The 11,082-nt window shown below is 50.0% G+C and carries 13 protein-coding genes; 7 read left to right on the forward strand and 6 right to left on the reverse strand.

Translation table 11 applies throughout. The features are described 5' to 3' along the window. Nucleotide 1 precedes the first annotated feature (1 nt). From paaD to HHO50_RS12195, 6 genes are all read right to left on the reverse strand, one after another. Nucleotides 2-508 carry a 1,2-phenylacetyl-CoA epoxidase subunit PaaD gene (paaD, locus tag HHO50_RS12170; RefSeq protein WP_219921530.1) on the reverse strand — a complete coding sequence of 169 codons (507 nt, stop codon included), beginning with the start codon at nucleotides 506-508 and terminating at the stop codon, nucleotides 2-4. Between the two features lie 243 nt (nucleotides 509-751). Further along, nucleotides 752-1,555: a 1,2-phenylacetyl-CoA epoxidase subunit PaaC gene (gene paaC / locus HHO50_RS12175; protein ID WP_181306330.1), complete on the reverse strand. Its 804-nt coding sequence runs from the start codon at nucleotides 1,553-1,555 to the stop codon at nucleotides 752-754. Nucleotides 1,556-1,558: 3 nt separating this feature from the next. Beyond that, nucleotides 1,559-1,849, reverse strand: a complete 291-nt coding sequence (gene paaB, locus HHO50_RS12180) for a 1,2-phenylacetyl-CoA epoxidase subunit PaaB (protein WP_181306331.1) — start codon at nucleotides 1,847-1,849, stop codon at nucleotides 1,559-1,561. A 42-nt stretch (nucleotides 1,850-1,891) separates the two neighbouring features. After that, nucleotides 1,892-2,848: a 1,2-phenylacetyl-CoA epoxidase subunit PaaA gene (gene paaA / locus HHO50_RS12185; RefSeq protein WP_181306332.1), complete on the reverse strand. Its 957-nt coding sequence runs from the start codon at nucleotides 2,846-2,848 to the stop codon at nucleotides 1,892-1,894. A 184-nt stretch (nucleotides 2,849-3,032) separates the two neighbouring features. Beyond that, a complete protein-coding gene (gene paaE, locus HHO50_RS12190) occupies nucleotides 3,033-4,109 on the reverse strand; it encodes a 1,2-phenylacetyl-CoA epoxidase subunit PaaE (protein ID WP_181306333.1) in 1,077 nt (358 codons plus the stop codon). Beyond that, the gene (locus tag HHO50_RS12195; protein ID WP_181306334.1) at nucleotides 4,106-4,696 is read right to left on the reverse strand and encodes a TetR/AcrR family transcriptional regulator; all 591 of its coding nucleotides are present in this window, start codon (nucleotides 4,694-4,696) and stop codon (nucleotides 4,106-4,108) included. Before HHO50_RS12195 ends, paaE begins: the two co-directional genes overlap by 4 nt. Nucleotides 4,697-5,502: 806 nt before the next feature. Between HHO50_RS12195 and HHO50_RS12200 the strand changes: the two genes are divergently transcribed. The 7 genes from HHO50_RS12200 (at nucleotide 5,503) to HHO50_RS12230 (ending at nucleotide 10,841) form a co-directional block, all read left to right on the forward strand. Beyond that, a complete protein-coding gene (locus HHO50_RS12200) occupies nucleotides 5,503-6,030 on the forward strand; it encodes a hypothetical protein (RefSeq protein WP_181306335.1) in 528 nt (175 codons plus the stop codon). A 157-nt stretch (nucleotides 6,031-6,187) separates the two neighbouring features. After that, entirely contained in the window at nucleotides 6,188-6,379 is a 192-nt protein-coding gene (locus HHO50_RS12205) for a cold-shock protein (RefSeq protein ID WP_181306446.1), read from the forward strand. A 401-nt stretch (nucleotides 6,380-6,780) separates the two neighbouring features. Then, nucleotides 6,781-7,227, forward strand: coding sequence for a hypothetical protein (locus HHO50_RS12210; RefSeq protein ID WP_181306336.1), 447 nt, complete (start codon nucleotides 6,781-6,783; stop codon nucleotides 7,225-7,227). Nucleotides 7,228-7,549: 322 nt separating this feature from the next. After that, entirely contained in the window at nucleotides 7,550-7,774 is a 225-nt protein-coding gene (locus tag HHO50_RS12215) for a hypothetical protein (RefSeq protein ID WP_181306337.1), read from the forward strand. 392 nt (nucleotides 7,775-8,166) lie between these two features. After that, nucleotides 8,167-8,631: a hypothetical protein gene (locus HHO50_RS12220; RefSeq protein ID WP_181306338.1), complete on the forward strand. Its 465-nt coding sequence runs from the start codon at nucleotides 8,167-8,169 to the stop codon at nucleotides 8,629-8,631. Nucleotides 8,632-8,972: 341 nt separating this feature from the next. Beyond that, entirely contained in the window at nucleotides 8,973-10,262 is a 1,290-nt protein-coding gene (locus HHO50_RS12225) for an LVIVD repeat-containing protein (protein ID WP_181306339.1), read from the forward strand. Beyond that, nucleotides 10,263-10,841: a hypothetical protein gene (locus HHO50_RS12230; protein ID WP_181306340.1), complete on the forward strand. Its 579-nt coding sequence runs from the start codon at nucleotides 10,263-10,265 to the stop codon at nucleotides 10,839-10,841. It begins immediately after the preceding gene. The last annotated feature ends 241 nt before the right edge of the window (nucleotides 10,842-11,082 follow it).

The raw sequence follows: 11,082 nt of genomic DNA on the forward strand, positions 1-11,082 counted from the left end.
TTTATTTGAGGCACTTGAAGTAGTCAAACGGCTCCAGGCAGTCAAGGCACTGGTAATGCGCCTTACAGGAAGTAGAGCCAAACTGGCTGATCAATTTGGTGTTTTCTGATTTGCAAAGCGGACAACGCACCAGGGTGTCCCGCCCGAAAAGGGCATGGATGTCACCGTTCGGTTCTACCGGTGGGGCGATGCCGTAGGCTTCCAACTTCACTTTCCCATCGGGGGTAAGCCAATCGGTTGTCCAGGCGGGGCTGAGCTGTAGATTTACGCTTACGTCTTTGAACCCCAGGGCCAGAAGTTTCAGCTTGATATCGGCGGCAATGGTGTTCATGGCCGGACAACCCGAGTACGTGGGCGTAATGGTCACCTGCACATGTCCGTCTTCCCGCACCCGCACATTCCGCAGCACCCCCAGATCCAGAATGCTCAGTACCGGAATTTCGGGGTCAGATACCTCTTCCAAAAGTTGCCAGATGTTCTCTTCGGTTGTCACTCTATTTAGTATCAAGTAGCACGTATCAGGTAGCAAGACACAAGACTTCTCTGCCTTGTTTTATAGTTGCTTTCGGTAAAAATTAAACCATCCATTTGTCATCTTGGAAGAATCTTGTGAGCCAGCCAGAATTGCTTTGACTAACCGGTATTGCCGTTCGCGATCAAGATCCTTTGGGGAGGACAAAGAGGTAGAGTGTGTTTCAGCCTCCGTTTTTCACTTACTTTTAGAAAATCAGGTTCTAAACGGCGGCTTTTCTTACCACTCCAAACCCGGGTACGCCCGTTGCAGGTACTGCAATTCAGTTAAGAGGTAGCCCAAATGCTCGGTATGAAGGCCGGTTTTGCCGCCCTTCTGCATGAACACGTTTTGCGGTACCTCCAAGGTGGCTTCAGCAAATACTTTGGCTACGTGGGCTTCCCACTGCGGCTGCAAGGCGCTGTACTCGGGGATGAAGCTGGCCTGCGCCAACTGCTTTTCAGTCTGGGTCATGGCGAAGAGTTCGCCGGAGTACCTCCAGAGGTTGCTCAGGGCTTTCTCTATGCGGCGTTTGCTTTCCTCGGTGCCATCGCCCAGGCGGATGATCCATTCTGAGCTCCACTTGAGGTGGTAACTGGCTTCTTTGAAGGATTTGGCGGCAATGCCCGCCAGCCCTGGGTCTGGGCTGTTTTGCAGGTCTTTTAGCAAAAAGAAGTGAAAACCGTCAAAGATAAACTGCCGCATGACGGTATCTGCAAAATCACCATTAGGCTGTTCCACCAGCAGCGGGTTCTTGTATTCCACCGCCTCGCGCAGGTAAGCCAAATCATCTTCTGTCCGACCTTTTCCTTCCAGTTCGGCGGCGTATTGGTACAGGCTGCGGGTCTCTCCAATCAAATCCAGGGCGATGTTGGCCATGGCCAAGTCCTGTTCCAGAATGGGGCCGTGGCCACACCACTCAGATAAGCGGTGCCCCAGAATAAGGCTGGTGTCCGCCAACTGCAGGGTGTAGTCAAATAACAACACCCTAAGTTCGGGTGAATAGTTCTGCAGCGCAGCCGTTGGTGTATGCTGTAGATCCATGGCTTACATGTTTTTGATTTCGGCGGGCACCTCATAGAAGGTAGGGTGCCGGTACACTTTGTCAGTGGCGGGGTCAAAGAAAGCGGCGGCCTCGTCTGGGTTGGATGCGTGCACGTGCTTCGATTCCACCACCCAGATGCTCACGCCTTCCATGCGGCGGGTGTACACATCGCGGGCGTTCTGGATGGCCATCTCGGCATCAGAGGCGTGCAGGCTGCCTACGTGTTTATGGTCTAGGCCTTGTTTGCTTCTGATGAAGACTTCCCATAGCGGCCATTCTTTCTGCTGATTCATTGAATGAATGTTTGATTAAGTGAATTAGTGAATGAGGAAGAATTAAGCCTGTTTCTCGGCTTCGCGTTGGGCGCGTTTCTGGGCGTGGGCCAGGGCGGCTTCGCGCACCCAGGCTCCTTCTTCGTGGGCTTTCACGCGGGTGCTGAGGCGGTCTTTGTTGCAGGGGCCGTTGCCTTTCACCACGTTCCAGAACTCCTCCCAGTCCACGTCGCCGAAGTCATAGCCGTTTTTGGCTTCGTTCCAGGTCAGGTCTTTGTCGGGCACGGTCAGCCCGAGGAATTCGGCTTGCGGCACCATCATGTCCACGAAGCGCTGGCGCAGTTCATCATTGGTGAAACGCTTGATCTTCCAGCGCATGGACTGCTCTGTGTTAGGGGATTCTGAGTCCTTCGGCCCGAACATCATGAGGGTGGGCCACCACCAGCGGTTGAAGGCCTCCTGCGCCATTTTCTTCTGCGCGGGCGCGCCGTTGCACAAGGTCATCATGATCTCGAAGCCCTGGCGTTGGTGGAAGCTTTCCTCTTTGCACACCCGCACCATGGCCCGGGCATACGGCCCGTACGAGGTTCTGATCAAAGGCACCTGGTTCATGATGGCCGCACCGTCTACCAGCCAGCCAATCGCCCCAATATCGGCCCAGGACAAGGTGGGATAGTTGAAGATGCTGGAGTATTTGGCTTTGCCCGAGTGCAGGTCGGCGATCATCTGGTCGCGGGAGGTGCCCAGCGTTTCGGCGGCGCTGTAGAGGTACAAACCGTGGCCGGCCTCGTCCTGCACTTTGGACAGGAGAATGGCTTTGCGTTTGAGCGAGGGCGCCCGGGTTATCCAGTTGCCTTCCGGCAACATGCCCACAATCTCAGAATGGGCGTGCTGTGAGATCTGGCGCACCAGCGTTTTGCGGTACTGCTCCGGCATCCAGTCTTTGGGCTCAATACGGATTTCGTTCGCGATCTTCTCCTCAAACAGTTCTTCCAGTGATTTATCTATGATCGTTTCCATATCCTTTTAACAGTTGTACTGATACTTACGTTACTTGCGCGCCTTGCGGTAGTTTCCGTTTTAAGCCTCTTTTTCTGAAACCAGGCCGAAAACGGTTTATGTAGGTGCAATCCCTTGTGGTTGCCCTTTGTGCGTTTTTGTTATGGTGTATGAAAGGGCAACCACAAGGGATTGCACCTACAGGTTATTGGTCAAAATCTACTACTACCCGTTCCGTCAAAGGCCGGGCCTGGCAGGTGAGAATGTAACCGGCGGCAACCTCCTCGGGCTCCAGCGAATAGTTTACGTCCATTTCCACTTCGCCCTCTAGCACTTTGGCGCGACAGGTGCTGCAAACGCCGCCTTTGCAGGAGTAAGGCACATCGGCACCGGTTTCAGCGGCGGCATCCAGAATGGTGTTGCCGTAGTACGACATCTCCAGATGGTGGTAATTTCCGTCTAGGCGTATCTGCACCTGGCTTTTCTTGTCTCCCTCGCCTACGGGGCGCACCTGGCGCTCGGCGGCTTTCTGCCCGGCCTCGCCGGAAGTGAAAAGCTCGAAATGGATATGCTCTTTGGGAACACCTGCTTCTTCCAGGGCTTCCTTCGCCCCGAAAATCATTTCCTCTGGCCCGCAGATAAAGCATTCGTCTACCTCATCGGCTTTAATGAGCTTCTGGAGGAACAGTTCTGTTTTCTGTTTGTCAATGCGTCCGAACAGCAGATCGGTGTCGCCGTGTTCGCGGCTTAGGATGTGGTAGACGCTCAGACGGGCCAGAAACTTGTTTTTCAGACCTTCAATCTCCTCTTTGAACATGATGGAGTTGCGGCCCCGGTTCCCGTACAGGAGCAGCACCTGGCTTTTGGGTTCTGCCAGCAACACGGTTTTGATGATGGACAGAATGGGCGTGATGCCGCTTCCGGCCGCTACCAGCACGTAGCTTTTCTGCCGGTCTGGGTGCAGCGGGGTGTAGAATTTGCCCATGGGTGGCATGACCTCCAGTTCTTCGCCGGGTTGCAGGGCCTCGTTGGCGAAGGAGGAGAATCGGCCTTCGGGCACTTTCTTGATGGCCACTTTCCAGACGTTCTCCAAGGGACTGGAGCAGATGGAGTAAGACCGCCTGAGTTCCTCGCCGTTATGGTGCCGCCGGAACGTGAGGTACTGCCCCTGGGTGTAGCGGAAGGTGTCTTTCAGTTCTTCGGGCACGTCTAAGGTCACCGTGACGCTGTCATGTGTCTCGCGCTGCACTTCTTTTATTTTGACTTTATGGAATCTGCTCATGCTTCTTTTTTCTCCAGGCCCTGGAATAAAACGGTGAGGATGGTGTTTTCCAGTTCTTCCAGGGAGATGCCGCGGCCGGGTTTCCACCACAGTTCTACCCAGCGTACCGCCGATAAAAGGGTGAAAAGCGCCACCGATTGGTTTACGTCCTGCAACTCGCCCGCTTCCACCCCTTTCTCTATCAGAGAGGCCAGCCTTTTCTCATAGTGGCTGCGCAGGCGTTTGAACTCCTCCAGCGCCTCGGGCGACAGGTATTTCCAGTCATTGTTGGCCACCGAGACCTCGGCTCCCTTGTTCACCATCAGGTGGATAAGCAACCGTACCAAAGCCTTCAGTTTCTGGGTATACGTACTCTGGGAGGCTTCTATTTCCTCCAGTTGGCTGACGTAGCGGTTGGCGATGTCAAAGCAAATGGTTTTCAGGATCTCGTCTTTGGAACTGATGTAATGGTACATGGTAGCCGCGTCCATGCCGGCCTGATCTGCGAGATCACGCATGGACGTGCCGCCAAAGCCTTTCTGTTTGAACAGTAGGGCCGCGGCCTCAATGATACTCTCCCGCCGGAGGTCTTTCTTTTTTTTGATCATGTACCAGGGTCATCCACGAGTAAAAGCACTTGCCATAGTTTGTCCACACCTCACATCATAAAGCAAGTGTACAGAGATAAACGCTAAAAGTCAAATGTTCGTTTGGCTTTTATGGCAAACCACTCCCATCTTCCTAGACGTGGCTAAAAAAATCAGTTCTGCACCATCAGATCTGGTGACTAAAATTCAACTACCACATCAATTTTCAATCAACGCATCTCATTTGTAGGTGAACAAAAAAGAAACACTTTTTACGGCGATGAGCGACCCCTGCGTTTACCTTTCTTTTTAAGAGTATAGGCCATTTTCGCCAGCAACCCCAAAATTTAAACATGCTCTTAGTGCAATTTTTTACCTCTTGCCAAAACCTCATCTATGTTTCACCTTTGCTTTATTATGTGAAGCTGTTTAGAGTTTTGCGCCTGTTTTCATAAAAGTAGCCTGAAAACGGGGTACAAACGGACGCTTACGGCAGTGTACAAATAAACCTCTCGTTTTTAGGCTGTTTTCATAAAAACAGCCTAAAAACGACGGTAAAAGCGGGCACTTGCCCCAGAGAAATTCCTTTAAATGCCGGTTAATGAAAAACTCTAAACAGGTTCTATGAAAGAAGTACTAACCGTTATCTGGATAGCCTTCCTGCTGGGTCATCAGGCTTTTGGGCAAGCCTATCCTTGATTCACACCTTGTTCAGGCACTCCAAGGAGCCACTACTCCGGTACAAGTGGTGGTTACTTTCACGGGAGACGGAGCACCTGGCCCAACCCACCTGCCGCTTTTGAAAAAATTAGGGTTAACCCAAGGGCATGTTTTGTAAAAGTGTCCCCATTGCCAGGGTATTGGCGACTCCCGCCCAAGTAGAGGCCCTCTCTAAAAGCCCTTATGTAAAATCGGTTTACCTGAACAAGAAACTCACCTATATCAATAGCAACGGTACCCATATTACGGGAGTGCAACGCTTGCGCACAGACCCTAATTTCATCTCCAAGAACAAGGGTGTCCCGGTTTATGGCAAAGCTGTGGGGGTGATGGTCAATGACAGCGGCGTAGACGGCACGCACGAAGACATCACACTGGGAACCCACCTGGTACAAAATGTGCTGGGTTCCATCAACCTGAATGCCCTGTCTACCCTGCTTCCGGTCACTTATCTGGAAAACGTGCCGAATACGGATACCAACTTGGGGCATGGCAGCTGCCCTTACTTACTTTCCCAGTTCCAGTCTTCCCCGAACGCATACCGCCAGAGATGGAACAACACAGCACTTGCACCCACACTAAAAGCAGCCAAGCCATGGCAACAGCAAAAGGCGTGCACCTGCCAATCTCCCTAAAGAAGCCGGTTCAAGGTAGATTTCAAAAATGAACCAAGGGGGTAACAAGGGTGTTCAGGAGCGCAGGCAAGCCTTGAAAAAAAATATTTTTTCTTTAGAAGATACTTTTGAACGTTTTTTTTACTTACTTGGTAGTACCTGTATAATTAAAAACAATATGAACAACGGTAAAGTAAAATTCTTTAACTCCGAAAAAGGCTTCGGTTTCATTAAAGACAGCAATTCAAACCAAGAGTATTTCGTGCACGTTTCTGGTCTGGTTGACGAAATCAGAGAAAATGACGATGTTACCTTTGAACTCAAAGAAGGCAAAAAAGGGCTAAACGCAGTAAACGTTAGACTCGCTTAGTCTTTAGTGATAAAGACATTGAAAAAAGCCTTGCCCCTTGGCAAGGCTTTTTTTTATGCCCACGGGCGAGCCGTTTCGCCGCTGTTTTCTGTAAAACAGGTCTTAGAGCATGTTTAAATTGCACCTTTGCGCTACAAACGGCCATAAAAAGAACCTGCGGAAGCGTTTTTCTGGTCATTTTCGCTTGTAAACCTCAAATCTAAACAAGCCCTAAAACAGCGTTTAGGTTCAAGGGCCTGAATTAGGGCACCTTCCTATACTATCCTCAAAAAAGCCTTCGTTGAGCAAGGGAGACCAGGTACTGCATTCATCTGTCAATGCCTTTTCATTTCCACTAATTAAGTTTACCTCCTTTTAGCGGGAAGGTCAATCAGATCTATCATCTTATCAACTCAAAAGTAGTGCAGCACACCAGAGACAAAGAAGCCATCGTTCACCTTTATAACAAAGTACTGCCCCAGTTGGCCGAACGCATTTACCAGAACCTGACGGAGGTTTTCCCGCTGTTTGATGATTTCAACTTAGAAAAGATGGTAGATACCTGGACGAAAGACCCGAACGCCTCTTCTGACAAAGAAATCAGCATTGAGAACGGGAACGTGCAACAGGTGGGGCTAAGGCTACAACTCAATGGCTTTCAAAGAGCGGGGGCACAAACCTTTGATCTAAGCAAGGAGCTGGTGTTCCGGTTAGCGTATTCCACTTATGAAGTTGGCCCAGACAAAAATACCCCTTGGCTTGAAAAAGCTTACTTACAAGCCTGGCCAGGCCAAGAAATAGAAGAAGTAGCAGCACGCTGGTCTGAAGAAGTAGTGGAAGAGATCACTAAAAGATTGGAAAATTTGTAGGTGTTAATTGAATTTTTACAACCCAGTACGGGTGATTAAAATCTGGCTTTTTGCAGAAATGTAAAAATTCCAAAACAATGATTTTAAGGCATTTGGGTGATAAGAATGGTGGAACCTTGCACAGAGGGTGGGCTCTTGCTAGCTAAAAGATCATTTTTCTTCGTGTTAAAGCCAAATATTTACCATTGCCTACGATTTTTGCGAGAAAATTTATTGATAGATTAAATCACCCATTTGCTTTGGATTTTCGTTTAGTTTCTAGTACTTTCCTGAGACACTTATGGCACGTTAAATTTCTCCTTAGAGTTCACTACTAAATGATATGAGCAATATGTACGGTAGTCACCTTAAGTCGCATCAGTATTCGGGGCCAACAGAACAGTTATCTGTGGCCAATTTGGTGCTGGCCATGCGCCTGAGCCGTTTGGGCCATACGGCCGACTATATCACTGATTTCGTTACTGGCTCCTGGAACCCCATGCCCTCTACCTCCGTCATGCATGCCCCCTGCCCAGAACTTACTCTACCGTGCCGGCAACAGAAATAAGCTAGCTTGCAGAGCCACAAGGGGCCATTGCATGTAGCTCTGCTTTCTGATGCACATGGCTTTTTTGACTTTCCAGCTTGCTTAGATAGGAAATCGCGCACGTTCACCGGCTGTTTTAGGCTTAATTTAAGGAAAGAGAGCCGGAAACGAAAGGCTGAAGAATTACGAAGGAAATGGTAAAGCTTTCTTTTTTCTTGGCTAGCTTTACTGTTAGAGTTTGTTTAAATTTTGTCTCACGTGCTGCAAACGGCCATAGAGAGAGAACTTGCGGAAGCGGTTTCATCGCCTTCGTAGCGCTGCTACAAGGCCTAGAAACCGCTTCCGCAGAACCTTACTCTTGCCATTTTTATTGATGAATCCAAAATTCAAACAAGCTCTTTAAGCCATTTGCCATGCTTCCGCCTAATGACAATGAAGGGTTCGCTGTGCCTGAGCAACTTCCGCTGTATCTAAAAGGAAGGGAAATTTTCAGGCTCACCAAAGAAATCGTTAGCCTGATTGACGAGGAGAACGAGATCCTTTCTTCCTTGAAGGAATACATGCTGCTTGACGCCTCTTTTCTCACGGTAAAGGTAGTAGGCGCCGAAGCCGCCGACCTCTATGACCTGCGCATGGAAAATGCCACCCTCATCAGGAAAGCGGCCCAAGACCTTCTCTCCCATTGCCACAGTTTAGAAATGTTCGGCTTTAAGGAAGTCCACTACTTCCAGCTTCTGCGCGATGCCGTGGAAGAATACCGGCTCCTGTTTGTGGATTGGGTACAAGGTTTCGACCCCTGGAACTACGTCACCGACCGCTGGGGGCTCTTCAACCCACCCGGCATACAGCCCCATGATACGGAAGAAGATGATTTCTGATACTTCTTCTGAATACTGCCCTCTTCTTCTCATCATTTGATTGCTGGGCTTCTTCAGCAAGCTGATTTAAGGCTGTTTTCACGAAATCAGGCTAAAAACAATCAAGGGAAAATTCATTCCTTTCATGGTTCGTGTTCTCACCGCCAAAGACCAACGCAGGCGTCTTTCCGCTTGCTGGTGAAAATACGCAGCAAGGGCGAGTTTTCTTACTTTAGCTTTCACCGGTTCATCTATTTGAAAATGAGCATGCAACCTTTCAGAATGAATGTGGCTCTTACACCTGACAGGCTTTATTATTTCATGGATGCTTCTTCTATCTGACAAAACTTAACGTTACTTGTATGCAAAGAAAATCTACCCTTCACTTTCAACTGGCATTCCTGGTATGGGTGTTGCTGTCCGGGGTTCTGCTGGGTTCCTGCACAGATGAATGTCAGTCTACCATCACCTATACCACCTATGAACCGGTGTACATGACCAAAACGGAGCTAAGAAGCTCAGTGAAAGTAGAACCGGCCCGGGAACTCCAGAAACCCGGCAAGATTTACTCCCACGGGCAGTACCTTTTTGTGAACGAGCAGCAGGAAGGGATTCACATCATTGACAACAGCAATCCGGCCACGCCGCAGCGTCTCAGTTTTGTAGCCATTCCGGGAAACGTAGACATGGCGGTAAAGGGTGACATTCTGTACGCCGACAACTACATTGACCTGGTGGTGATGGACATCTCCAATCCCATGTCGGTGAAGCTCCTGAACCGGGTGGAAAGCATGTTCAACATCAATAATTCCTTCGGCAGTACCCAGGCAGAAAGCTTCATTGCCAAATACAACGAAAAAAAGGTGACCGAACCTTATCACGGCGACTGTGACGGCCAACCCCAGGGCGGTATCTTGTTCGCCGATGGAAGCGGCGGCGTACGGCCCATGAATGCTTTCTCGTCGGCCAGTGCGGCGCCCGGCGGAAAAGGTGGCTCCATGGCCAGGTTTGCGATTACCGAAGATCATCTGTACGCCGTAAATCCTAACTCCTTGCAGTTGTTTGATATTTCAGACCAGGTGCATCCGCAGAAAGGGAATACCATTCATTTAGGCTGGGGCATTGAGACAATTTTCCCGTACCAAGACAAACTTTTCATAGGTTCTACCACGGGCATGCATATCTATGACAACAGCAACCCAACCAAGCCGGTACGTTTGTCTACCTACGCCCACGTGAACAGCTGTGACCCGGTAGTGGTGGACGGCGACTATGCCTGGGTAACGTTGCGCTCCGGTAATGCCTGCGCCGGGTTCACCAACCAGCTGGATGTCATCAACATCAGAGACCCCCGCAACCCTCAACTCGTGAAAACCTATCCAATGCAGCACCCGCACGGGTTGGGAATTGACCAATCTCTGCTGTTCCTCTGCGAAGGTGCGTTCGGGCTGAAAGTCTTTGATGTCAAAAATCCGCTGAAGGTGACAGATAATCTTCTCAGGCACTTCCAGAACCTGCATGCGTATGACGTGATTCCCCTGGGCAACACACTTATCATGATTGGGGACGATGGTTTGTACCAGTATGATTACCGCAATCCGTCTGCTATTACATTAGTGAGCAAAATTCCGGTGAAACCAGCCCAACCTTAAATGAAAAAATCACTCATCGCCCTCTTCTTGCTCCTGTGGGTGTTTTCCCGGGTGCAGGCCCAGGAAAAGAACGCCGCAGGAACTTTCCCGGGCAGGTACCAGGGAGGCATTGAAGTAGGCTATCTGTACCAGGATAACAAAGACAACGCCCCCTCTACCGCAGACACCTCCCCTACCTTGACCGTCTTCAACGGTTACCGGTTTCACCGCCTGTTTAGTTTGGGCGCTACCCTTGGGCTGGACTTTTACAACCAGGTGTTGGTGACTCCTATAGCCCTGGGGCTGCGGGGTACACTGCTAAATACCCGCGTGAGCCCCTTCTACAGTTTGGACGCCGGGTACGGCACCACTTTCCTGAGTGATGAGTCTGATCAGAGAGAAAACAAAGGCGGCTGGATGTTCAATCCAGCCCTGGGTCTACGGGTGGCATCGGGCAACAACACGGCCTTCGCGTTTAGCCTGGGTTACAAACTACAACGCGCCACCACCAAAGAACCCCTCCTCTGGAACAGAAATTCTTTCATCACTGAGGAACACTCCTTCAAAAGACTCTCTGCCCGCATAGGTTTTATGTTTTAGCAGGCCCAATGACGGAGTTTATTCTCAGATAAGAACCGGTTAGAAGCCTGCGTTTCAGGGCTGTTTTATGAAAAACAGCCCTGAAACGCAGGCTTCTATTGAACAATTAGTTCTTTAAGAAAGGAGATGAACCAATCCCTCTCTATGGCGCGGAAGTTACTTCGGCGCCATAGAGAGGCTATAGAAGGTTTTTCCTGTGCGGAATAGAATACTCGGTCTCTTCTGGCCGTGTTCCTGTTTC

The organism is Rufibacter sp. XAAS-G3-1 (assembly GCF_013623775.1).
In the GTDB taxonomy this organism is placed as follows: domain Bacteria; phylum Bacteroidota; class Bacteroidia; order Cytophagales; family Hymenobacteraceae; genus Nibribacter.

Coding starts and splice junctions, on each gene's coding strand:
- paaC (WP_181306330.1), bottom strand. CDS start 1,555: ATGGATCTACAGCATACACCAACGGCTGCGCTGCAGAACTATTCACCC.
- paaB (WP_181306331.1), bottom strand. CDS start 1,849: ATGAATCAGCAGAAAGAATGGCCGCTATGGGAAGTCTTCATCAGAAGC.
- paaA (WP_181306332.1), bottom strand. CDS start 2,848: ATGGAAACGATCATAGATAAATCACTGGAAGAACTGTTTGAGGAGAAG.
- paaE (WP_181306333.1), bottom strand. CDS start 4,109: ATGAGCAGATTCCATAAAGTCAAAATAAAAGAAGTGCAGCGCGAGACA.
- HHO50_RS12195 (WP_181306334.1), bottom strand. CDS start 4,696: ATGATCAAAAAAAAGAAAGACCTCCGGCGGGAGAGTATCATTGAGGCC.
- HHO50_RS12200 (WP_181306335.1), top strand. CDS start 5,503: ATGTTTTGTAAAAGTGTCCCCATTGCCAGGGTATTGGCGACTCCCGCC.
- HHO50_RS12205 (WP_181306446.1), top strand. CDS start 6,188: ATGAACAACGGTAAAGTAAAATTCTTTAACTCCGAAAAAGGCTTCGGT.
- HHO50_RS12215 (WP_181306337.1), top strand. CDS start 7,550: ATGAGCAATATGTACGGTAGTCACCTTAAGTCGCATCAGTATTCGGGG.
- HHO50_RS12220 (WP_181306338.1), top strand. CDS start 8,167: ATGCTTCCGCCTAATGACAATGAAGGGTTCGCTGTGCCTGAGCAACTT.
- HHO50_RS12225 (WP_181306339.1), top strand. CDS start 8,973: ATGCAAAGAAAATCTACCCTTCACTTTCAACTGGCATTCCTGGTATGG.
- HHO50_RS12230 (WP_181306340.1), top strand. CDS start 10,263: ATGAAAAAATCACTCATCGCCCTCTTCTTGCTCCTGTGGGTGTTTTCC.